Annotated in this window: 22 protein-coding genes; 17 read left to right on the top strand and 5 right to left on the bottom strand. The window is 39.0% G+C overall.

What is annotated here, in order from left to right:
* Positions 1 to 2: 2 nt before the first annotated feature.
* Genes CDOM16188_RS06485 through epsC form a run of 4 tightly spaced genes read left to right on the top strand, consistent with a single transcriptional unit; the run spans position 3 to position 3,249 of the window.
* Entirely contained in the window at positions 3 to 671 is a 669-nt protein-coding gene (locus tag CDOM16188_RS06485; protein WP_172200500.1) for a 3-methyladenine DNA glycosylase, read from the top strand.
* Between the two features lie 4 nt (positions 672 to 675).
* A complete protein-coding gene (locus CDOM16188_RS11435; RefSeq protein ID WP_172200497.1) occupies positions 676 to 1,779 on the top strand; it encodes a glycosyltransferase family 4 protein in 1,104 nt (367 codons plus the stop codon).
* A gap of 9 nt (positions 1,780 to 1,788) precedes the next feature.
* A complete protein-coding gene (gene cysK / locus CDOM16188_RS06475) occupies positions 1,789 to 2,700 on the top strand; it encodes a cysteine synthase A (protein ID WP_172200494.1) in 912 nt (303 codons plus the stop codon).
* Between the two features lie 9 nt (positions 2,701 to 2,709).
* Positions 2,710 to 3,249, top strand: a complete 540-nt coding sequence (gene epsC, locus CDOM16188_RS06470) for a serine O-acetyltransferase EpsC (protein WP_172200715.1) — start codon at positions 2,710 to 2,712, stop codon at positions 3,247 to 3,249.
* A gap of 70 nt (positions 3,250 to 3,319) precedes the next feature.
* Here epsC and CDOM16188_RS06465 read toward each other — a convergent pair whose 3' ends face one another.
* The 4 genes from CDOM16188_RS06465 to CDOM16188_RS06450 are packed head-to-tail and all read right to left on the bottom strand — an operon-like array spanning position 3,320 to position 6,919.
* Positions 3,320 to 4,123 (bottom strand): 3'-5' exonuclease, encoded by an 804-nt coding sequence (locus CDOM16188_RS06465; RefSeq protein WP_172200491.1) that lies wholly within the window; start codon positions 4,121 to 4,123, stop codon positions 3,320 to 3,322.
* Positions 4,120 to 4,767: a ribulose-phosphate 3-epimerase gene (gene rpe / locus CDOM16188_RS06460; RefSeq protein WP_172200488.1), complete on the bottom strand. Its 648-nt coding sequence runs from the start codon at positions 4,765 to 4,767 to the stop codon at positions 4,120 to 4,122. Before rpe ends, CDOM16188_RS06465 begins: the two co-directional genes overlap by 4 nt.
* Positions 4,768 to 4,779: 12 nt before the next feature.
* A complete protein-coding gene (locus CDOM16188_RS06455) occupies positions 4,780 to 6,144 on the bottom strand; it encodes an STAS domain-containing protein (RefSeq protein WP_172200485.1) in 1,365 nt (454 codons plus the stop codon).
* The gene (locus CDOM16188_RS06450) at positions 6,134 to 6,919 is read right to left on the bottom strand and encodes an HDOD domain-containing protein (RefSeq protein WP_172200482.1); all 786 of its coding nucleotides are present in this window, start codon (positions 6,917 to 6,919) and stop codon (positions 6,134 to 6,136) included. Before CDOM16188_RS06450 ends, CDOM16188_RS06455 begins: the two co-directional genes overlap by 11 nt.
* A 186-nt stretch (positions 6,920 to 7,105) precedes the next feature.
* On the opposite strand from CDOM16188_RS06450, the gene rpmB reads away from it, so the two are divergent.
* The 5 genes from rpmB to CDOM16188_RS06425 all read left to right on the top strand — a co-directional run bounded on the left by rpmB (position 7,106) and on the right by CDOM16188_RS06425 (position 12,256).
* Positions 7,106 to 7,300, top strand: coding sequence for a 50S ribosomal protein L28 (rpmB, locus tag CDOM16188_RS06445; RefSeq protein ID WP_169942076.1), 195 nt, complete (start codon positions 7,106 to 7,108; stop codon positions 7,298 to 7,300).
* 21 nt (positions 7,301 to 7,321) lie between these two features.
* Positions 7,322 to 8,452 (top strand): TrkA family potassium uptake protein, encoded by a 1,131-nt coding sequence (locus CDOM16188_RS06440; protein ID WP_169942099.1) that lies wholly within the window; start codon positions 7,322 to 7,324, stop codon positions 8,450 to 8,452.
* The gene (argJ, locus tag CDOM16188_RS06435; RefSeq protein WP_172200479.1) at positions 8,445 to 9,626 is read left to right on the top strand and encodes a bifunctional glutamate N-acetyltransferase/amino-acid acetyltransferase ArgJ; all 1,182 of its coding nucleotides are present in this window, start codon (positions 8,445 to 8,447) and stop codon (positions 9,624 to 9,626) included. The genes CDOM16188_RS06440 and argJ overlap by 8 nt, the downstream gene beginning before the upstream one ends.
* Before the next feature lie 56 nt (positions 9,627 to 9,682).
* Positions 9,683 to 9,910, top strand: coding sequence for a YdcH family protein (locus CDOM16188_RS06430; RefSeq protein WP_172200476.1), 228 nt, complete (start codon positions 9,683 to 9,685; stop codon positions 9,908 to 9,910).
* A gap of 249 nt (positions 9,911 to 10,159) precedes the next feature.
* Positions 10,160 to 12,256, top strand: coding sequence for an RNA degradosome polyphosphate kinase (locus tag CDOM16188_RS06425; RefSeq protein WP_301538607.1), 2,097 nt, complete (start codon positions 10,160 to 10,162; stop codon positions 12,254 to 12,256).
* A gap of 135 nt (positions 12,257 to 12,391) precedes the next feature.
* On the opposite strand, the gene uvrB is transcribed toward CDOM16188_RS06425, so the two are convergent.
* A complete protein-coding gene (gene uvrB, locus CDOM16188_RS06420; protein ID WP_172200470.1) occupies positions 12,392 to 14,368 on the bottom strand; it encodes an excinuclease ABC subunit UvrB in 1,977 nt (658 codons plus the stop codon).
* Positions 14,369 to 14,437: 69 nt separating this feature from the next.
* Here uvrB and CDOM16188_RS06415 point away from each other — a divergent pair, with 69 nt between their 5' ends.
* The 8 genes from CDOM16188_RS06415 to CDOM16188_RS06380 all read left to right on the top strand — a co-directional run bounded on the left by CDOM16188_RS06415 (position 14,438) and on the right by CDOM16188_RS06380 (position 21,984).
* The gene (locus tag CDOM16188_RS06415) at positions 14,438 to 14,671 is read left to right on the top strand and encodes a hypothetical protein (RefSeq protein ID WP_169943128.1); all 234 of its coding nucleotides are present in this window, start codon (positions 14,438 to 14,440) and stop codon (positions 14,669 to 14,671) included.
* Positions 14,671 to 14,901, top strand: coding sequence for a hypothetical protein (locus CDOM16188_RS06410; protein ID WP_172200467.1), 231 nt, complete (start codon positions 14,671 to 14,673; stop codon positions 14,899 to 14,901). The genes CDOM16188_RS06415 and CDOM16188_RS06410 overlap by 1 nt, the downstream gene beginning before the upstream one ends.
* Before the next feature lie 117 nt (positions 14,902 to 15,018).
* The gene (locus CDOM16188_RS06405) at positions 15,019 to 15,465 is read left to right on the top strand and encodes a type II secretion system protein (RefSeq protein ID WP_172200464.1); all 447 of its coding nucleotides are present in this window, start codon (positions 15,019 to 15,021) and stop codon (positions 15,463 to 15,465) included.
* Positions 15,466 to 15,619: 154 nt separating this feature from the next.
* Positions 15,620 to 16,042: a type II secretion system protein gene (locus CDOM16188_RS06400; RefSeq protein ID WP_172200461.1), complete on the top strand. Its 423-nt coding sequence runs from the start codon at positions 15,620 to 15,622 to the stop codon at positions 16,040 to 16,042.
* Entirely contained in the window at positions 16,042 to 17,895 is a 1,854-nt protein-coding gene (locus CDOM16188_RS06395; RefSeq protein WP_172200712.1) for a primosomal protein N', read from the top strand. Before CDOM16188_RS06400 ends, CDOM16188_RS06395 begins: the two co-directional genes overlap by 1 nt.
* A 114-nt stretch (positions 17,896 to 18,009) precedes the next feature.
* Complete coding sequence (gene ispG, locus CDOM16188_RS06390; RefSeq protein ID WP_172200458.1) at positions 18,010 to 19,068, top strand: flavodoxin-dependent (E)-4-hydroxy-3-methylbut-2-enyl-diphosphate synthase; 1,059 nt, start codon at positions 18,010 to 18,012, stop codon at positions 19,066 to 19,068.
* 168 nt (positions 19,069 to 19,236) lie between these two features.
* Complete coding sequence (locus tag CDOM16188_RS06385; protein WP_216656255.1) at positions 19,237 to 20,616, top strand: replicative DNA helicase; 1,380 nt, start codon at positions 19,237 to 19,239, stop codon at positions 20,614 to 20,616.
* 87 nt (positions 20,617 to 20,703) lie between these two features.
* The gene (locus tag CDOM16188_RS06380; RefSeq protein WP_172200452.1) at positions 20,704 to 21,984 is read left to right on the top strand and encodes a ComEC/Rec2 family competence protein; all 1,281 of its coding nucleotides are present in this window, start codon (positions 20,704 to 20,706) and stop codon (positions 21,982 to 21,984) included.
* Position 21,985: the final 1 nt, after the last annotated feature.

Genomic DNA, 21,985 nt, shown 5'->3' with positions numbered 1-21,985 from the left:
ATTTGAGAAGCGAAGAGCTATTAATAACGCTTTTAAATGCGGGAATTAAAGCGGATTTGCAAGATGAGCTTTGGTGGCCAAATTCGCGTAGCTTTGAAGTGATTGTCGGAGCGATTTTGGTGCAAAATACCGCATGGAAAAACGCTCAAAAAGCGCTTGATAATCTAAAAAATAGCGGAAATTTAACTCTTGAACGTTTAGCCAATTTAGACACCGCAAGTATTGCGATTATGATTAAGCCAAGCGGCTTTTACAACACCAAAGCAAAGAGATTAAGTGCGCTTTGCAAGGCGATATACGAGGAATTTGGTAGCTTTGAGAGCTTTAAGCAAAACGTGAGCAGAGAGTGGCTTCTTGACATTAGAGGCATAGGTGCCGAGACTTGTGACGCGATACTTTGCTATGCTTGCGAGCGCGAAGTGATGTGCGTGGATAGCTACGCACTTAGGATTTTGGCTCATTTCGGATATGAATTTCAAAGCTACGAAGAGGCGCGCGAGTGGCTTGAAGATATCGATACAAGCGCAGTTTGCAAAGCTTACGGAAAGGAGCTTAGTCTAAATCAAATTTTTGCACGCTATCACGGCAAGATAGTGGAATTTGGTAAAGCTCACTTCAAGGGAAAGAAGATTGACGAAGCAGGCGCTAAACTGTTTGATACGTTAAGGTGATATCGTGAAAAAAGTTTTATTTATCGATACCGGTCTTGAGTGCGGAGGAGGCACGAGAAGTCTTATATATCTTTTGCTTGAGCTTACAAAAAAAGATAACTACGATATATCGGTATTTTTTGAAAATGATTACGATATAGACGGCAAGAGAGTGTCGCAAGCTATGAGCGATATCGGTGTTAAGTTTATACAATTTGAAGAAAAACCGCAAATTTCCAAGTTTAAAAGAGAAGTTTTAAGAGCTTTTTCGAAAGAAATTTTAGCTAAAAAAATATACAAAAACGAGTTTAAATTTGCTCTTAGTCTGCTTAAAAGCGTGAAAACGGACATAATTTATCTAAATAATCATTTTTCAACGAATTTGGCATATATCGATGCGGCTAATACTCTTGGCATTAAAGTAATTCAACATTTAAGAAAAAATGCCGAAGTGGAAAATTTTAAAGTTGAAATTTTAAAAAAGCTTAAATTTACCCCTATCAGTGTTTCAAATTCGACACATCAATTTTATGACAATCAGCTAAAGATAGAAAAGAACGTAGTTTATGATCCTGTAATTTTTAACTCGAATTTTAAAGATAATAGCTCAAAAGATAGTATAAATTTGATAATGAGTGCGAATTTTTTAGAACTTAAAGGGCATGAGCTTGTATTTGACGCCTTGCTTGGACTGAAGCGAGATGATATCAAACTTACTTTAGCAGGTGGCGGTAAATTTAAAGAGAGGGCGCAAGAAAAGCTAAATCGTTTAGAAAAAGATGGCAAAGTAACAAATCTTGGCTTTGTTAAAAACATGGATGAAATTTACTCGCAAAACGACTATCTGCTTGGTTTTTCAAGCACGGAAGGTATGCCGCGCGTAGTTTTAGAAGCTCTTGGCTATGGGCTTGGAGTGATATTTTCAGATATCGCTGCGATAAGAGAAATTTATGAAATTTCATCAAATAAAGAAAATTTTCATATCTTAAATCGAGATAGCGCAGAGCTTTTAAAATGCCTTGAAAATCTTAAAAAGCCAATTCAAAAAACGCCCGATGAGGAAATCATAAAAAGATTTAGCATGGATAACTATATCCGTGATATAGATAAAATTTTAAGCAAAATTTAAAGGAATAAAATGATATATGAGAATATAATTCAAACGATAGGAAAGACGCCTATAGTAAAATTAAATAGCTTAAAGCAAGCAGGCATGGCAGAAATTTACGCTAAGCTTGAGTTTTTTAACCCGGGCGGCTCGGTTAAGGATAGAATCGCTGCAAATATGATTCTTGAGATGCAAAAAGACGGTGCTTTGAAAAATGGTGATATCATAGTAGAGCCCACAAGCGGAAACACTGGCATCGGCATAGCCATGACGGCAAGCGCGCTTGGATATGAGGTCGTGCTAACTATGCCTGAAACAATGAGCATAGAAAGGCGTAAAATTTTAGCCGCTTATGGAGCCAAGCTTGTGCTAACCGAGGGTGCAAAAGGCATGAAAGGTGCGATAGAAAAGGCAAATGAGCTTGCAAAACAGCCAGGATACGTAATGCTAAGCCAGTTTGAAAACGCTTATAACCCGCAAGCTCACGTAAAAACTACCGCAGTTGAGATAATGAGTGATTTTAAGCAGCTTGACGCTTTTGTAGCCGGTGTCGGTACGGGCGGGACACTAAGCGGTGTTGCTAAAGTGCTTAAAGAAAATGGCTACAACACACAGATAATCGCAGTTGAGCCAAAAGAATCAGCCGTGATCTCGGGAAATCCGGCAGGTGCGCATAAAATTCAAGGCATAGGAGCGGGATTTATCCCTGATACACTTGATACTTCTTTAATCGACACAATAGAGCTAGTTAGCAATGAAGAGGCCTTTGAGGCGGCTAGGGCCTTGGCAAAAAGCGAGGGAATTTTGCTTGGGATCTCCGGAGGTGCCGCTCTTGCGGTAGCTATCCGAACGGCAAAAAGGCTAGGCGAGGGCAAAAAAGTGCTGTTTGTAGCTCCCGATAATGGCGAGAGATACCTAAGCACGCCACTTTACGAGGCTTAAAATTTGAAGATAATTGAAGAGATAAAAGAGCTGGTTGCCACTGTCGGCGAGAAAGATCCCGCCGCAAACGGATGCTGCTTTTGGGCGGTGCTTATAAATACTCCGGGCATTCATGCGGTGGTTTTTCATAGATTTTCGCATTTTTTATACGTGAAGAAATTCTTTTTTATTGCTCGATTTATCTCTCAAATTTCAAGATTTATAACGGGCATTGAGATACATCCGGGCGCAAAGATCGGCTCAAGGTTCTTTATCGATCACGGCATGGGGGTAGTTATCGGAGAAACAGCCGAGATCGGAGATGATGTTACGATGTATCATCAAGTAACTCTTGGCGGAACGGGTAAAGAAGTAGGCAAGCGTCATCCGACTATTAAAAACGGTGTTGTCATAGCAGCAGGCGCAAAGGTACTTGGAGCTATAACGGTAGGCGAAAATTCAAAAATCGGCGCAAATTCCGTCGTGCTTAAGGATGTGCCCGATAATGCAACGGTGGTCGGTATACCCGCTAGAGTAGTTAGGATAAACGGCGAGAAAATCGAGAGCTAAAGCCCATAAACTCTAAAATTTAAGTTTTTTATATAATTTAGATTAATTGCGAGCAGGTAGAGCTTAAAAATCACTCTTCAAAATTTATCACGGTTTGAGCGCTAACAGCAGGTCTTTTGACCGTATTTGCGGTCTTGCTAAACTCTATAAGATCTTCCGTGTACCTTACTACACTTGGAGTATTTTTAACTGCGGCTTTAAAAATTTCAGCTGCGGCGATAGCGTCGTTCATCGCTCTATGATGAGTGTTTTGTATGCCTAAAACCTCTTTTAGTGCGCCAAGTCCGTATTTAAGCGAAGGGATTGTTCTACGAGCTAGATCGATAGTGCAAATTTTGCGATTTAGCATAGTGCCAAGTCCAAATTTCTCAAAGCTGGCGTTGATAAATCCATAGTCAAATTTCACGTTGTGCGCTACGAAAACGCACTCGCCTAAAAAGAGTCTAAATTTCTCAAGCACGCTCGCAAGGCTTGGAGCGCCTTTGAGATCATCTACTCGTATGCCCGTAAGCGCGGAGATATTTTCAGGTATGCTGCTTGCATACACGAGAGTTTCAAATCTATCAAGCTCAATTCCGTCTTTTATCTTAATCGCGCCGATTTCTATGATCTGTCCGCTGTTTATACCGCCGCTCGTTTCGATATCCACGACGCAAAAAGTTTGATCGTCTATATTTCTTTTTCTTGTGTTTAACTCTATCTCGTTTAAGCCGTTTCGCTTGATGTCAAGCCCTAAAATTTGCCACATAACAAGGTCTCTTACGTCAAATATCGAGCTTAATTCTTCTATCTCGTTTGCTTTTGAGATAAATTCATAATAGCTTAAATTTTGCTTGCAGAGTAAATTTATGAGATTTTCTAGCTTTTGGTTCAAAACTCAAGCTTTAGCGCTCTTATCGCCTCCGCGTAAGAGTTTGATGAAAATATATAATTGCCCGCAACGACGATATCAACGCTGGCTTCATCAAGTTCGGCTACGTTTAGTCCCGTTACTCCGCCGTCAACTTCTATGAGGCATTTTGCGTTTTTGCGCTCTATCATTTCGCGTAGTTTTCGGGCTTTTTCAAGCACTGAAGGGATAAATTTCTGTCCGCCAAAGCCCGGATTTACGCTCATTAAAAGCACCATATCAATCTCGTTTATGATGTATTCAAGAGTTTCAATAGGCGTGTGCGGATTTAGCGTGATAGCAGGGCTTACGCCGTTTTTTCTGATATGGTCTATTAGTCTTAGCGGGTGCTTTTCTTCCTCTATATGAAAGCTTAAAAATTTAGGCTTAAGCGGTAAGAAAAGATCGGCAAAAAATGTGTTGTTTTGCACCATCAAGTGTATATCAAGAGGCTTTGTGGAAGCCTTTGCAACTGCACTTACCACAAGCGGTCCGATGGTTAAATTCGGCACAAAATGCCCATCCATCACATCAACGTGCACAAGATCGCAACCCGCTTCGCAGATGGCCTCTATCTCCGCTCTTAAATTTCCAAAATCAGCCGATAAAATACTCGGAGCAACGTACATATAATTCCTTTGTTATCTACTTAAAAATAGCGCACCGTCGGTGCCGTCGACTTTAAGCTCGACGAACGCACCCTTGCTTACGGTGTCGCCGTAACTTATATAATCATCAAATACATTAGGCATCGTAAGCTCTACCTTAAGACGCTTTGACTCAAACCACGCTAAAAGCTTATTTGCGATTATTACCATCAAATTCCCGTAAGCGTCGTTTAGAGACGTTTCGTCATCGTCTTGCAGTAAGACGCTGCAAGATTTTGTTGCCGTCTTTTTATCAAGACAGAGCAAAATTTTAGCATCTACATCGCCGTAAAATGCAATGCAGCCTGTGAGCACATCTTTATTAAAGCAAAATTGTTTTATGCTTACATCGCCTCTGCTTACGCTTGCTTTTGCAATTAGCGAGATAGTATCCATGGTCGTTTTTAGCACGAGCGGAAGCAGCTCTACAAGGCTTTTTGTGATGTTTCTGGGCTTTGCTTCAAGCATACCTGCGCCGCCTTCTATAGTGCTTTCATCGCTAAAAAAATCTTCAACGCCATTATATAGTAAAATTCCCGAATCCTCTAAATCGTTTTTTAAAGTTTCTGAAGTATTTGCGTCGCTAAGTCCGCAAATAGCGATTGTAGCGCCGTATTCCGCGCTTGCGGTTGAAAGCTTGGCAAGGAAGCTAACTCCGTGGATATTGATCGATCTTGCCTTGGCCGCATCAAATACAAAAAATTTAAAACCGACTTTAAGCGAGTTGGTGTGAGCTTTCATATCGAAATTTTCGGCGAAATTTGAGTCTATATAGCCTGTTAGCTTGTAAATGATGACATTTTCTCGCACTTTTATCGTTAAATTTCGTTCGTTTAAATTGATATGAATTAGCGAAATTTTTATATCGTACTCGTCATAAAGCCTTCTAAATTCTTTTATCTCTTTTGCCACATGGATATCATATCCTCGCTCAACGAGCCTTAGTGCGATCTGATTTTTTTGCTCTTGATTGTCGTGAAATAGCAGAATTTTTTTATTTTTAGAGTTTTTTTTCGGACTTGTAAAAAACAGCATCGCTATCTCTTGAGTTTCAAAGAGCGAAAAATTCAAGTTGTTTGCCGACATGCTTTTTATCGCTTTAAATTTCGTTTCGTTATAGTCGCAAAATGCGATATTTGCGTCGATTTTTTTTGCAAGTTCGTAGACGGACTCTACGATAGAGCTTAGCCCTCTTTTGTTAAAATAAACGACTTTTTTTAAAGAGATTAGAATGCACTCAAATTTTCTAGAAAGGATTAGCTCTTTGTCGATAGCTTCGATTTCATATTTTGAGCCGTCTCCGTCAAGAAATCCGTGCGGAGAAAAGACAACCACGCTCTCTTTAAATTTAGGCTTCATAAGATACGGCTCTCATGAAAATTTCCATTTCGTCTTCGCTTGGCTCCAAATCAAACTCAAAGAGCTCTCCAAAACCTGCGTTTCTAAATTCCGACTTTGAGAGTTCATAAGAGATCAGCAAATTTATATAGGTTGTTATTTTATCTTGTCTGTCTTTTTTGCCGAGTCTTGAAAATATGTCTATGATAGTGGAGCTTAACTGCCACTTTTGACCTACCAGACAGCATAGCTCAAATATATCAAGCCCGCTTTGCCTTCTTAAAATTTCGCTATAACTAACTCCGCTTGTCTTGTTTATCAGCCTTAAATCATCCAAATTCGTTTCAAAAATTTTTTCGCATAGACAGATGCTTGCGGGAATTAGAGTGATAGATTTTAAAATTTCTTTATCGTTTACTGAAATTTCTTTTAAAATTTGCCCCCAATTAAACATAAAATTAGCCTGTAAATTTGCAAATTTATGCGTATCCATATCAAAAATTTGCCATTTTTTAGGGGTTGTTAGCAAAACATAATAAGAATAAAGCACATTTATAGTCTCGTCCACTCCAAGCGTTGCGAAAATTTGGGATATGTCCTTTATCTCTTTTTTGAAGCCAAAGATTGGTTTGTTTATGATAGAGCGCATATATCCTACCAGTGCTAAGTCGTTGCTTGCAACTGCTGCGGCCTTGGCCAAATCTCCGCTTGCAAGAGCGCTTTGGCAGGTTTTTAATATAGCAGGAATTGCCGGAATTTGAGATATTATCCTATCTATGTCCGCTTGATTTATCATTATCGCATTTCGCTTCTATTGAAATTTTATTAATAATTGGATATTTTAACCTTTGTATTCATAAAAAAAGATTAAAATTCAAAAGTTTATAGTTGCTTTTTAGGCAGGACTTAAGAATTTATTTAAGTTAATATTTGGTTTGTTTTGGATAAAATCAGCAGAAATTTTTGTTTCGAAGGAAAGATTATGTCAAGAATATGCGCAATTACAGGCAAAGGTCCTATGGTTGGAAACAACGTAAGCCACGCCAAAAACAGAACCAAAAGAAGGTTTTTACCAAATCTTAGAACTATAAGAGTTATGCTTGAAGACGGCACGACAAGAAAGATTAAAGTAGCCGCTTCTACGCTTAGAACAATGAGAAAACAGTCACGCTCTTAAAATTTTAAGTAAAGGAGGAATATATCTTTGTTAAGAAAGATTAAAAAATTCCTCAACTGGTCTAGCTTCGCAAAACCGGAAATAAACCTAAACACGGAACTATACGAACAGCTTCGCCCATTTCGCCTTCCTCTTATCTTAGTTGTTTTGATGATGATGATAGGCTCGGCGGGGTATGTTTTTATAGATAATTTCAGCCTGATAGACGCTATTTATCAGGCGGGAATGACCTTTACAACGGTAGGATTTACGGAAGTCGCTCCGATTTCTCCTGCCGGACGTCTTTTTACTATCACTTTTATCTTGCTTGGATTTTGTGTCTTTACTTTTTCCATCGGTCTTTTGGTGGAAGTTTTAAAAAAAGGTGCGTTAGTTTCAGTTATCAAGGAGAGGCAAATGCTTTATAAGATTGCAAGGCTCAAAAATCACTTTGTCATCTGCTATCATAATTTATACACCATTGAGTTAAGTGCGCAGTTTAGGGAAAATCATATACCTTTTGTCGTTATAGACCCGCGCGAAGATCTGCCTGAGATCGCAGAAAAATATCGCTATCCTTACTATATCATCTCTCAGCCGCATACCAAAGTAGCGCTTTTAAAAACCCACTTATCAAGCGCAAAAGGACTTATCACTCTTAGCTCAAATATAGCCGATAATATCGCCCTTATCGCAACCGTAAGGCTATATGAAAAAGAGATCGGAAGAAAAAGACCGTATTTTATAATGACAAATTCCGACAACGACGATGATACCGAGCGCCTTAAAAAACTTGGAGCAAATAGCGTGGTTTCGCCTTCAAAACTCGTCGCACAGCGCCTTAGCGCCATGAGCGTGCGCCCTGATATGGAAAATTTGCTTGAGCAGTTTTTGTATAAGAAGGATTCGCCTATCGATATCGAAGAGATTAGCGTGCCTGATTACTCTTGGATAAGATTTAAGCGTCTTAAAGAGACAAATTTAAGAAATATCACAAATGCCGATGTGGTAGGCATTAGAGATGTAAATAATAAATTTATACCGATGCCAAGAGGTGATACTCTCATAGGAACAGGCACCAAACTGCTTGTTATAGGTACTGCGGAGGCGATTCGTCTTACAAAAAAGGTAGTAAAAAACAAACATAAGCCTGAGGAATTTAAATATGTGTGAGATAAAATGGCTTGAAAATGGATTTGAAAATATCGGCGGATTTTACTTTGGCGGCGTAAATGCTGGCTTTAAAAAAGAGGGCAACGACCTAGGATTTATCCGCACGGATGAGCCTGTAGATGTTGCAGCCGTCTTTACTAGCAATAAATTTAAAGCCGCCCCCATAAGGCATTTTTTAAAAAAAGAGCCAAATTTCAAGACGAATTTCATCTTGCTAAATTCCAAAAATGCAAATGCGATGACGGGCGAAGCTGGTATAAATGATATCGATGAAATTTTTGCAAATTTAGGCAAAAACACAAATTTGATAAATCCTGTAATGAGCTCAACGGGTGTCATAGGATATAGGTTAAATAAAGAAAAAATTTGTGCGGCGTTTGATAAATTTGACTTTGATTTACGAGATTCAAACGGCGTCGCAAGTGCGATAATGACGACAGATAGCTTTAAAAAAGAGCTTGCTTTAAGTGTTAAGACAAAAGATGGAGAATTTAAGATAGCTGCGATTTGCAAGGGCGCAGGCATGATAAATCCTGCGCTTGCAACTATGCTTTGCTTTATCTTAACGGATGCCGATATCCCAAAATGCGATATGGACGAGCTTTTAAAGGATGCTTGCGAAGCGAGCTTTAACTGTGTAAGCGTAGATGGTGACACTTCTACGAACGATACTGTCATGCTTTTAAGTTCTAAAGAGGCTAAATTTTATGATAAAGAGGCTTTTAGGAGAGCGTTGAATTTAATAACTAAAGAGCTTGCCTTGATGCTTGTTCGTGACGGCGAGGGAGCTACTAAAGTAGTGGAATTTGAAATTATCGGAGCATTAAATTTAAATGAAGCCAAAAAGGCAGCCAAAGCTCTTTCAAATTCGCTTCTTGTAAAAACCGCTTTATTCGGAGAGGATCCAAACTGGGGCAGGATAGCTTCAACTATCGGTGCAAGTGGCGTTGAATGCGACGAAGAAGAGCTTGAAATTTATTATGATGATGTGCTTGTGTATGATAAATTTCATAAAGAGCTCGATGCCAAAAGAGAAGTAGCTGCTCATGAGGTTATGAAAAAACCAAGTTATAAGATAAGATGCAATCTAAACGCAGGAGAGGCTAAATTTAGCTCTTACGGATGCGATTTGGGACATAAATACGTAAGCATAAACGCAGATTACCGTTCTTAACCCATTATTTAGGGTTGAGTTGCTAAAATTCTATAAACAATCCTCAAGGAGAAAAAATGCTACACGAATATAGGGATATCATAACAGAACTAAAAGTTTCAAACGCTAGATTTGCGTCTATCTTTGATAAACATAACGAACTGGATCAAAAAATAAAAGACGTTGAAGAGGGCAGAGAATATGTCGATCAACTCCGTCTTGAAACGATGAAAAAAGAGAAGCTGAAACTAAAAGATGAAGCGTATGCGATCATTTTAGAGTATAAAAAAGAAAAAGGACTCTAAGCTCTAAAATTAGCCCGCTTTGAAAACTTGAAGCGGGCTTTAATCCACTGAAATTTTCTTAAGAATATAAAAAATCACCAAACAAACAATCAAAATTCCCGTAGCCGTAACATACTCCGCCACCGCAAATCCTTTATAACAACTTAAATAAAGCGTATTATACACACATAAAGAAAAATTATCAAATAATAAGAGCTTTCTAAAATGAAATTTGATAAAATCCACTTAAATTGCCGTAAAAAAGGGAATATGATGACAGAAAAAAGAAGTGTTTTTATAAATCGTGAGCTTAGCTGGCTTAGATTTAACTCGCGCGTTTTAGCGCAATGCGATAAAAATTTGCCTCCGCTTGAAAAGCTCAAATTTATCGCTATTTATATGACAAATTTGGATGAATTTTATATGATACGCATAGCGGGGCTTAAGCAACTTTTTGCCGCAGGAGTTGTTTCTAGCGGTAGTGACGGCATGAGTCCGCTTGATCAGTTAAGAGATATAAGAAAATATATAAAAGAAGAGCTAGCCGTCGTAGAAAAGCACTACAAAGATACTTTAATCGAGCTTGGAAAGCATAATCTTTTTATAAAAAATTATGATGAAATTTCGCCCGATCTTAAGAAAAAATGCGATGATTATTTCTTTTCAAATATACTTCCCGTGATAGTTCCGATCGCTGTAGATACCACGCATCCGTTCCCACATCTAAACAACCTTAGCTTCTCGCTTGCCGTTAAGCTTGCAGACATGGAGCATCCTGAAATTTTAAAATACGGCATGATACGCATTTCTCGCGTTTTACCTCGCTTTTATCAAGCAAGCGATAATGTCTATGTGCCTATTGAGACTATCGTTCAGCGTCATGCGGAAGAAATTTTCCCTGGATATAAGCTCATTAGCTCCGCCGCCTTTAGAGTTACGCGAAATGCCGATATCATCATCGAAGAAGAAGAGGCCGATGACTTTATGCTCATACTTGAGCAAGGCCTTAAGCTAAGACGAAAGGGCGCTTTTGTACGTATGCAGATACAAAAGGACGCCGATGCGGATATAGTCGAGTTTTTAAATACTCACATGAAGATTTTTTACAAGGATATTTACGAATACACGGTTCCGCTTACCTTAAATTCGCTATGGCAGATAGTAGGAAATAAAGAATTTTCTCATCTTGCGCTTCCTCCATATACGCCTAGGACCTTGCTTCCTTTTAGCGAGCACTCTTCTATTTTTGACGTGATCGATAAGGAAGACGTGGTCGCGATCCACCCTTACGAGAGCTTTGATCCTGTAGTGCAGTTTATCAAAGAGGCAAGCAAGGATCCTAAAGTAATATCTATACGCATGACACTTTACAGAGCCGATAAAAATTCGCCTATCATTCAGTCTCTGATAGATGCTGCAAGCGATGGCAAGCAGGTAACGGTCATGGTTGAGCTTAAGGCGCGCTTTGATGAGGAAAACAACCTTCATTGGGCTAAGGCGCTTGAAGACGCAGGTGCGCACGTGATATACGGTATAGCGGGCTTTAAGGTGCATGCTAAGGTTAGTCAGGTTATCCGTCAAGTGGGCGATAAGCTTAAATTTTATATGCACTTTGGTACGGGCAATTATAACGGCGGCTCTGCTAAAATTTATACAGATGTTAGTTATTTTACGAGTAAAAGCCCTTTTGCAAGCGATTCGACGACATTTTTTCATATACTTTCCGGTTTTTCCAAGCATCGCAGATTAAGCACGCTTTCAATGTCGCCGATGCAGATAAAAGAGCGAATTTTGCAGATGATTAAGACCGAAACCAAGCACGGCAAAGACGGGCAAATCATAGCTAAAATGAACGCTTTGGTAGATAGCGATATCATAAACGCGCTAAGCGAGGCAAGTGCGGCGGGGGTTAGTATCGATCTTATCGTGCGCGGGATTTGCTGTATACGTCCCGGTATAAAAGGCGTAAGCGAAAATATCCGAGTGCGCTCTATTATCGGCAAATACTTAGAACACGCGAGAATTTTATACTTTAAGCATGCAAGCCCACAAATTTACATCTCAAGTGCGGACTGGATGCCAAGAAATTTAGAGCGCAGACTTGAGCTTATGACACCGATTTTTGATCCGAATTTGCAAGATAGGCTTTTGGAATTTTTAAAACTTCAGCTAAGCGATAATGAGCTTGCGTTTGTGCTTGAAAATAGCGGCGAATACCGCAAAATAACTCCAAAAGATGGCGAATCAAGCATAAATTCGCAAGAAATTTTTGAAGAGTACGTAAGTAAAATTTATAAAACTACCAAGAAAGATACCGATAAAGTTAAGCGAGAACAGATAGCTTCGAAGCTTTTTAAAGAGAGCTAGAATCTAAATTTAAGGCAGAGCTAAATTTGGCTTTGCCTTAAAATCAATATAATCTTATATCCAAGAATCTAAAATTTATCTACATCAAAAATAAGCCATATCTACACCAAATATATTAAATTTGATTAGCCTAGATCAAATTTTACGAAGCTTTGCTATCTCATCTCTAAGCGCAGCCGCCTTTTCAAACTCAAGCTTGCTTGCGGCTTCAAGCATCTGTTTTCTTAGCTCTTTTACTATTTTAGCTCGCTCAGCTGCAGGCATCTTTTCTAGATTTTCGCCTTGGCGATAAATTTCACCTTCATTTTCGATCTTTAGACTCTCTTCAATGTTTCTGCTTGCGGAGCGCGGAGTGATGCCATGCTTTTTGTTATACTCATCTTGCAGCTTTCTTCGAGCTAAGGTTGTATCCATCGCTTCTTGCATAGAGCGCGTGATTTTTTTTGCAAACATCAGCACGCGTCCGTTTACGTTTCTAGCCGCTCGCCCCATAGTTTGGATTAGGCTCGTAGTAGAGCGCAAAAAGCCCTCTTTATCGGCATCCATTATCGCTATCAGACTAACTTCAGGCAGGTCAAGCCCCTCGCGAAGCAAATTTATGCCTATTAGCATGTCAAAATCCCCGCTTCTAAGCCCTCTTATGATCTCGTTTCGCTCTATTGCGTCGATATCCGAGTGCATGTATTTGACTTTGATGCCAAGCTCTGTGTAGTATCGGCTTAGCTCCTCTGCCATTTTTTTGGTTAGCACTGTTACCAAAACGCGCTCATCACGCTCTATCACTCGCTTTGCCTCATCAAACAAAATTTCAACCTGATTGTCGCTATCTTTTATCTCGATTTGCGGATCAAGCAAGCCCGTAGGACGTAAAATTTGCTCATAAATACGCCCTTTGCTAAGATCTAGCTCAAGCTCGTTTGGAGTTGCCGATACAAAGAGAAATTTCGCTTTTTTAGAGATAAACTCATCAAATTTCAAAGGACGGTTATCAAGTGCGCTAGGTAGGCGAAAACCATACTCTACAAGCGTTTCCTTGCGGCTTCTATCGCCTGCATACATTCCGCGAAACTGCGGCAAGCTCACGTGGCTTTCATCGATTATCACGAGATAGTCCTTGCCGCTAACTTCAAAATAATCAAACAACGTATAAGGCGTCTCGCCCGGCTTTTGTCCCGTAAGATGTCGCGCATAGTTCTCAACTCCTTTACACATGCCTGTTGAGCTTAGCATCTCAAGGTCAAACTCAACCCTCTGCTTTAGCCTTTGAGCCTCTACCAGCTTGCCTTGAGTGTTAAATTCCTTAAGCCTTTCATCTAGCTCGACTTCTATTTCTTTTATAGCGATTTTTAGCCTATCCTCGCCAACGACGAACTGGCTTGTGGCATAAAGCGTAAATTTCGTCACGTTTTTGGTTTTTTTATTTTCCAGCACATCAAAGTGATACATCTCATCGATCTCATCGCCGAAAAACTCTATCCTAAGCGCCTCGTCGTGATAATATGCAGGATAGACATCGACTACATCGCCGTTTACGCGAAAGTCACCGCGGTCAAAGTAAGCGTCATTTCGCTTATAGCCCATATCCACAAGCTTGCTAAGCAGTTTGCGCTGATTTAGCGTTTCGCCTGTTTTTAGATACAGCACCATGCCTTGGTACTCGCTTGGATTTCCTAAGCCGTAGTTTGCAGACACCGAAGCTACACATATCACATCATCAAAGCTTAGAATGCTCGCAGTAGCCGACAGTCTCATGCGCTCAAGCTCCTCGTTTACGGAGCTATCTTTTTCTATAAACAAGTCTTGGCGCGGGATATAAGCTTCTGGTTGATAGTAGTCGTAGTAGCTGATGAAGTATTCTACGTGATTATGCGGGAAAAATCCCTTAAATTCGCTATAAAGCTGTGCCGCTAAGGATTTATTGTGAGTCATCACGAGAGTCGGCATATTTAGCTCTTTTATCACGTTTGCCATCGTAAAAGTCTTGCCTGAGCCCGTTACTCCAAGCAAAGTCTGGTAGTTTGAGCCTGAATTTATCGATTTTACTATGTTTTTGATAGCCTTGGCTTGATCATCACTTGGGCTAAATTTGGATGAAATTTCAAAATTTGTCATTAAACGCCTTTAAAAAAGAGCTTATTTTTGCTACAATTATGCCGAGATTATACCAAATAAAGGGACGATATGTTTGAAAACGATAAGGTGCTAAACACCCTAACCGATAAGGTTAATGACCTGCTTGCCAGATACAATGAAGTCTGCGAAGAAAACGAACAGCTTCGCAACGAGCTAATCAGCTTAAAAGCGCAAAATGAGGCCAAATCAAATCAAATTTTAAGACTAGAAGAAGAGGTTAAGAGCAAAAATATTGAATCAGACGACATCGTGCGCAAGATCGAGGCAGTCTTAGGAAAATAATGAAAAAGATAACAGTCACAATCGCATCAAGAGACTATACTATCAGCCTTGAAGATGACTTCGCCAAGAGCTTTGAGCGCGACTGGGAGGTCTTTTTAGGCGGGAAGAAATATCTTGATGTGAAAGAGCTGTTAAGCGCTTTTGTGCAAAAAAGCTACGAAAACTACCAACAAGAGCGCGATCTGCAAAGCTTAGCACAAAAACTAAGCGATGAGATAAATCATAGCTAAAATATTACTCAAAATTTACCAAAAATTTATAATAATTTAATAATCATTTAAGTTTTACAGTTATATAATTCTCTCAACTACATAAATGTATGTAGAAATAAATTTAAGGAGTCTCTTATGAGAAAAGGTTTTACAATGATTGAGTTGATCTTCGTGATCGTTATACTAGGTATTTTGGCTGCTGTAGCTATCCCAAGACTAGCTGCAACAAGAGATGATGCAGAGATAACAAAAGCTGCAACAAACATTCAAACAATGATTTCTGACTTAAATGCGTATTATACTTCACAAGGCGCTTTTGCTGATAAAGCTGAAAAAATGACTAATGTTGCTAATCCTGTAGTAGTTAAAAAAGAAACTTGCTTTAATGCTACAAAATTTGATAGCAATACAGGAGAGGTTACTGTGGCAGTTGAAGATAAAAAAGGTCTTTGCAAACAAGTATGGGAGCTTCCTGGTTTGGCTCAAGTGTTGGCGTATATAAAAAGTACCGATGGTGGAAAAAAGACAGCTACTTTGAAATTTGGTGGTCAAGGTGTTAGTTTTACCGGACCAACTAAATAATTAAGTTAATGTTATAATAAATATATAATTACTTAGAAAAACCCAATCCTATTTTTAGGATTGGGTTTTTTAAATTTAGCTCTTTAATATTCTTTTACCAAAATTTTTTATAAGTTTATATACAATATAATCTTTGAAACCACAAAGGATTATTATGAAACAAGCATTTACAATGATTGAGCTCGTTTTTGTTATAGTTGTTTTGGGAATTTTGGCAGGTATTGCTGCCCCTAGACTTTTTGCAACTAGAGATGATGCTATCATAGCAAAAGCAAGAGCTGATATAGCATCCATACAAAGTGCAATAGTCAATGCTAGAAATACAAATATGCTAAGTGGAAGATTCGTTTTTCCTAATCTTGATTCAAGCCCTACTAGTCAAAAGTTGTTTGATAATGTTTTGCAGGGCGGTATCAAGCAAAAAGATTCAGGCGATACGTCAGGATGGGAAAGAAGTGGAACCACATATACTTTTACAAATCCAAGCATAGGAAGCGTTCAATTTACTTACAATATTGCCAATGGAACATTTGGTTGTGACAATACAAAATATGGTTGCAAAAAATTAACAGAATAATGTGCTACTATGAAATTTTGTTAAGCGGTTTAAACATAGAACCGCTTACTTATCATAGTAGCGAAATCATAAAGCCTTACACTCAAGTAAGGCTAAAATTAAAAAACAAAACAACTCTTGGCTATGTTTTAAGAGAGACCCAAAAGCCAAATTTTAAAACATCTGAAATTTTAGAAATTTTACCAAGCAAACTAACTCAAATTCAAATCGAACTTTTAAATTTTATCTCGCATTACTACATCTCAAATTTATCTATCGCTTCAAATTTGTTTATTCCGCTTGATGATAGTGAGCAACAACTAAATCAAAATAATAAATTCGACAAAGAGCCAAATTTAAGTAAGGATCAAAATAGAGCTTTAAAATTTGCGAAAGAGCATAAAACGAGCCTTCTTTTTGGTGATACCGGAAGTGGAAAGAGTGAAATTTATATCTCGTTAATACGAGAGCAGTTAAACAATGGCAAGCAAGTTTTGTTTCTTATGCCTGAAATTTCACTCACTCCGCAAATGCAAAAGAGGTTAAGCGAATATTTTGGCGATAAATTTGCTCTTTGGCACTCTAAGATAACACCTAAAAATCGCAAAGAAACTTTAGCTCAATTTATGAGTGGCGAGATAAGACTCATCGCAGGTGCCAGATCGGCTCTATTTTTACCTTTTACCGACCTATCACTTATAATCGTAGATGAGGAGCATGACGATAGCTACAAATCAGCTCAAAATCCGCATTATAATGCAAGAGACTTAGCTCTATTTTTAGCGAGCAAATTTGATATAAAAGTGCTTCTTGGCTCAGCCACTCCGAGTTTAACTAGCTTTTATAAACAGCCAAATTTTAGATTAAAAGGCACATTTTTTAAAAGCGATAAAAGCTTTATCTATGATGAGAGCCAAACTACTCTTAGCGAGACTATTCTAAACGAGCTTAAATTTAGTCTTGAAAACGGCAAACAAGCTGTCGTACTTCTGCCTACAAGAGCAAATTTTCGCTATTTGGTTTGCAAGGATTGTTTTAGTACTATAAAATGCCCGTTTTGTAGTGTCGGCATGAGCTTTTACAAAAAGCGCAATGCTCTTAAGTGTCAGTATTGCGGCTTCATGACGCCTGTGCCAAATTCTTGTGAAAAATGCGGCAGTGAAATGATAGAAGCAAAAAATCTTGGTACCGATGAGCTTATAAATCTGCTTAAAGACGCACTTCCAAGCACTCGCATAGCTAAATTTGATAGAGATGAGATAACCACGCAAAAAAAGCTAGAAAATAGTCTCAAAGCCTTTAACGCAGGCGAGATAGATGTGCTTGTGGGCACTCAAATGCTTAGCAAGGGACATGACTATCATAATGTTGATTTGGCAGTTGTGATGGGCGTTGATGAACTTTTAAATTTTCCCGATTTTCGTGCACGTGAGCGGGTGCTTGCGCTTGCTATGCAGGTTGCAGGCAGGGCCGGTAGGAGCGGAGCAGGCAGAGTCGTGATACAAAGCTTACAAAGAGAGTTTTTTGAGAAATTTATGCAGGATTATGATAGCTTTTTACAAGATGAGATGAGCGCACGCAAAGGGCTTTATCCACCATTTGTTAGGCTTTTAAGAGCTGTTATCGCGCATAAAAATGAAAAAACCGCTAAGGAAATTTTGGATAAGTGTGTAAATGAGCTTAAAAATTTTCAAACCAAAGAGCCAAATTTGCAGATAGTAGGACACGGAAAATGCGCGATAGAAATTCTCTCGCAAAAATATCGGTTTGAAATTTTGCTTCGCTCCGGTTCGCATATTCCACTTATAAAAGCTGGTAAAATTTGCTTAAAATTCGGCTTTGATGTCGATATGGATCCGCTTAACTTCTCTTGAGTTTATATATTTTCATATTTTTACTTGTTTGGAGTTTTATAATTTATTTTCACGTACAAAAGCGGGTTAAAAGAGAAAATTTTTTATAATTACTCAAAAATTTAAAGGCTAAATTTGCAAAGATATCCAACCAGACAGATAAAAATTCGCGATGTTTTAATCGGTGGCGACGCTCCTATATCGGTGCAGTCGATGACTTTTTCAAAGACAAAAGATATAAAAGGCACGCTAGAGCAGATAAATAGGCTGTATTTTGCGGGATGTGATATAGTCCGTTGCGCCGTGCTTGACAAGGACGACGCGAGCGCTTTGAAGCAGATAGTGGCACAAAGCCCGCTTCCCGTGGTTGCCGACATTCATTTTAACTACCGATATGCGCTCATAGTGAGCGAATTTGTCGATGCTGTGCGGATAAATCCGGGCAATATCGGTTCAAAAGAGCGTATAAAGGCTGTCGTCGAAGCGTGTAAGCAGCGAAATTTGCCTATCAGAATAGGCGTAAATTCAGGCTCGCTTGAAGAGCAATTTGAGAACAAATTCGGACGAACCGTTGAAGCGATGGTTGCAAGCGCGATGTATAATATAAATTTGCTTGAGGATTTTGATTTCACAGACATTAAAATTTCGCTTAAATCAAGCGATGTCGAGCGCACTATGGCGGCTTACCGCGCTCTTCGTCCAAAAGTTGATTATCCGTTTCACTTAGGCGTCACGGAGGCCGGCACAACTTTTCATGCTACGATAAAGTCAGCTATAGCTCTTGGAGGACTTTTGCTTGAAGGTATCGGCGATACGATGAGAGTAAGTATCACGGGCGAGCTTGAAGAAGAGATAAAAGTCGCAAAAGCGATTTTAAAAGATAGCGGAAGGCAAAAAGAGGGACTAAATATCATATCTTGCCCTACTTGCGGGAGGCTTCAAAGCGATCTAATGGCGGCGATTAAGATAGTCGAGGAAAAGACAAAGCATATCAAAGAGCCGCTTAACGTCTCGGTTATGGGCTGCGTGGTAAATGCGATAGGCGAGGCTAAGGGTGCTGACGTGGCCATAGCTTTTGGCAAAGAAAGCGGACTCATAATGCGCCGAGGTGAAGTCGTTGCAAGGCTGAAAGAGTACGAGCTTGTGGATAGATTTCTTTTGGAACTTGACGAGGAGATAAAATCTCGTAGTTGATTTAGTCTGGTTGCGATTTGGACGAGATAAATTTGCCGTTGGTTTTTAACTAGCGGTGGAATTTCAACCAAATTTGCAAGCGATTTAAAGAATTTAGCCCTTTTGTATAGCTGAAATTTAAAATATAAATGATTGGAGAAAAACGTGGCAAAAGCCCAAAATATCGATATGCACAACCTTTATGACCTTGATATGGAGCGTGCGATACTAAGCTCGATTATCTATAGCAGTGAAAATTTGGCTGAAATTTTTGACATTATTTCGGCAGGAGATTTTTACCTTAAAGGACACTGCGACGTTTATACCGCGATGGTTGAGTGTATGAACGCCGATTTGCCTATCGAAACTAGCTTTTTAAAGACTAAGCTCGCAAACAAATTTGACGAGGAAATTTTAGCTAACATTATCGGCACGAATTCAATCCTTGACATCAAAAAATATGCAACCGAACTTCGTGAAAAGTCGATAAAACGCTCTCTTGTAAAGATAGCTCATCAGATACCTAACAAAGTAAGCGAAGATAAGCCAAGTCGCGACATGGTCGATGAGCTTAGCCAGAGTTTTTATTCGCTTGTTGAAGGCTCTGCCGCAGGCGTGATAAAAGACAGTAAAGAGATTATAGTTGATGTTTTGGCTCATCTTGAGAAGCAAAAATTGCTTGAGGATAAAGATATCGTAGGTATCGATACCGGATTTAGGCAGTTAAACGAGATGACGAAGGGCTTTAAAAACGGCGATCTTATCATCATTGCCGCACGCCCTGGCATGGGCAAGACGACGATTTGTCTAAATTTGATGAACCACGTGCTAAGTCGCGGAAACGGAGTCGTGTTTTTCTCGCTTGAGATGCCTGCCGAGCAGATCATGCTAAGAATGCTAAGCGCTAAAACTTCAATCCCGCTTCAAAACATCATGACTGCCAAGATGGATGATGACGAGTGGAACAGGATGAGTGATGCGTGCGACGATATGGCAAACAAAAAGCTCTTTGTATACGATAGCGGATATGTAAATATCCATCAAATTCGCACTCAAATGCGCAAGCTAAAATCAAGCCATCCTGAAATTTCACTCTGCGTGATTGATTATATCGGACTTATGATGGCTACTTCAAACTATGCCGATCGCCACTTGCAGATAGCTGAAATTTCACGCGGACTAAAGCTTCTTGCGCGTGAACTTGATATGCCGATAATTGCCTTATCTCAGCTTAATCGTAGCCTAGAAGCGCGGGCAAATAAACGTCCTATGCTAAGTGATTTAAGAGAATCGGGAGCGATTGAGCAGGATGCGGATATGATACTTTTTGTTTATCGCGATGAAGTTTATCTTGAGCAAGAGGAAAAAGAGCGTGAAAAGCGCGCAAAAGCCGAAGGCAAGGAGTATGTGCGCAAATTTATACCAAATAAGATTGAAGAGGATGCCGAGATCATCATCGGTAAAAACAGAAACGGACCTGTCGGGACGGTTGAAGTCATCTTTCAAAAGGAATTTACGCGCTTTGTGGATAAGAGTTTCGCGCCTCAAGTTACGGAATTTACCGGCTGAGGTAAGTTTTTTTGACATCCTTTTCAAATTTGAAAATTTATATTTGCTTAAAGCTTTTGATTTTCAAATTTTAAAGCTTTAAATCCCGTGCAGCAAAACCAAATTTTTGAAAATAGAGCCGAAATAGGGCTGTTTTGTCTATTTTGCATAATCATACTATCTATAAATTTAAGCCTTAAATTTTATGATTTTCATCAGTTTAAACAAGACAGATATCTTGTACTAAACGCAAAAGTGCTTCAAAGCTATACTAAACAAAACGATAAGGGCAAAAATTACCGAGTTCTTAAGCTAAAGACTCATAAATTTAGCTTCTACACCACCTCAAAAGCGGAGTTTGAGCCTGAGATAAATGCTCGAATTTTGGTTCGTCCCGCTCAAAAAAACGTAAAATTCATAGAGTATTTAAGCGAGAATTTTTATATGCCTAACTTCGGCTTGCTTGAGCTTAGGGAAAGTAAAAACTCACAAAACAGTTTGCAAGAAAATCTAAGGGATAAATTTTATGAATTTATCGCAGGTCAGCATGATGAATCAAAAGCCAAAGAGCTTTATGCGGCACTTTTTCTCGCAACGCCGATTTCAAAAGAGCTTAGAGATGATGTAAATCACTTTGGAATCGCTCATCTCGTGGCGATCTCAGGCTATCATTTGGGTCTGATTTTTGGCGTGATGTATTTTTGCTTGCGTCCTTTTTATAGATATTTTCAGGCTAGATATTTTCCGTATCGAAGTGAAAAATTTGATTTAAGCGCGGTGATTTTTGCTATTTTGTTTAGTTATCTGTGGCTTATTGATTTTGTGCCGTCGTTTTTGCGAGCGTTTTTGATGAGCCTGCTCGTCTTTTATCTCTTTAGCCGCAATATACGCATAATAAGCTTTGAAATCCTCGCCGTTATAGTTGCTTTGGCGGTTAGTTTTATGCCAAGCTTGGCTTTTAGTGTGGGGTTTTATTTCTCTTGCGCGGGAGTGTTTTTTATCTATCTTTATTTGCACCATTTTAAGGATAAATTTTCAAATTTAATTCACGTCTTGCTTTTAAATTTGTGGGTGTTTTTTGCGATGATTATTCCTGTGCTTTATTTTTTCCCGCTTATTAGCTTTCAGCAGTTTAGCTTGCTTCCTTTAAGCATAATTTTTACTGTTTTTTATCCTGTTTCCGCCTTGCTGCACGTGCTAAATTTAGGCGGAGTATTTGATGAATTTTTAGTTTGGTTTTTGTCTTTGCGTTTGCCAAGCGTAAATTTAAATATTAATTTTTGGATATTTTTAGCATATAACATCTGCGCGTTAATCAGCATTAAAAGCCGAAATTTGGCTATTTTTGTCGTGGTATTAAATTTGTTTTGTTTTTTAGTCTTGCTTTGAA

The organism is Campylobacter sp. RM16188, assembly GCF_012978795.1.
In the GTDB taxonomy this organism is placed as follows: Bacteria; Campylobacterota; Campylobacteria; order Campylobacterales; family Campylobacteraceae; genus Campylobacter_A; species Campylobacter_A canis.
Note: the sequence above shows the minus strand (reverse complement) of the source record. Positions and strands in the feature narration are given on the sequence as shown.

Excerpts from the sequence above, each read along its gene's own strand:
- cysK (WP_172200494.1), top strand. The coding sequence starts at position 1,789 with ATGATATATGAGAATATAATTCAAACGATAGGAAAGACGCCTATAGTA.
- rpe (WP_172200488.1), bottom strand. The coding sequence starts at position 4,767 with ATGTACGTTGCTCCGAGTATTTTATCGGCTGATTTTGGAAATTTAAGA.
- CDOM16188_RS06455 (WP_172200485.1), bottom strand. The coding sequence starts at position 6,144 with ATGAAGCCTAAATTTAAAGAGAGCGTGGTTGTCTTTTCTCCGCACGGA.
- CDOM16188_RS06450 (WP_172200482.1), bottom strand. The coding sequence starts at position 6,919 with ATGATAAATCAAGCGGACATAGATAGGATAATATCTCAAATTCCGGCA.
- rpmB (WP_169942076.1), top strand. The coding sequence starts at position 7,106 with ATGTCAAGAATATGCGCAATTACAGGCAAAGGTCCTATGGTTGGAAAC.
- argJ (WP_172200479.1), top strand. The coding sequence starts at position 8,445 with ATGTGTGAGATAAAATGGCTTGAAAATGGATTTGAAAATATCGGCGGA.
- CDOM16188_RS06430 (WP_172200476.1), top strand. The coding sequence starts at position 9,683 with ATGCTACACGAATATAGGGATATCATAACAGAACTAAAAGTTTCAAAC.
- CDOM16188_RS06425 (WP_301538607.1), top strand. The coding sequence starts at position 10,160 with ATGATGACAGAAAAAAGAAGTGTTTTTATAAATCGTGAGCTTAGCTGG.
- uvrB (WP_172200470.1), bottom strand. The coding sequence starts at position 14,368 with ATGACAAATTTTGAAATTTCATCCAAATTTAGCCCAAGTGATGATCAA.
- CDOM16188_RS06415 (WP_169943128.1), top strand. The coding sequence starts at position 14,438 with ATGTTTGAAAACGATAAGGTGCTAAACACCCTAACCGATAAGGTTAAT.
- CDOM16188_RS06410 (WP_172200467.1), top strand. The coding sequence starts at position 14,671 with ATGAAAAAGATAACAGTCACAATCGCATCAAGAGACTATACTATCAGC.
- CDOM16188_RS06405 (WP_172200464.1), top strand. The coding sequence starts at position 15,019 with ATGAGAAAAGGTTTTACAATGATTGAGTTGATCTTCGTGATCGTTATA.
- CDOM16188_RS06400 (WP_172200461.1), top strand. The coding sequence starts at position 15,620 with ATGAAACAAGCATTTACAATGATTGAGCTCGTTTTTGTTATAGTTGTT.
- CDOM16188_RS06395 (WP_172200712.1), top strand. The coding sequence starts at position 16,042 with ATGTGCTACTATGAAATTTTGTTAAGCGGTTTAAACATAGAACCGCTT.
- CDOM16188_RS06385 (WP_216656255.1), top strand. The coding sequence starts at position 19,237 with ATGCACAACCTTTATGACCTTGATATGGAGCGTGCGATACTAAGCTCG.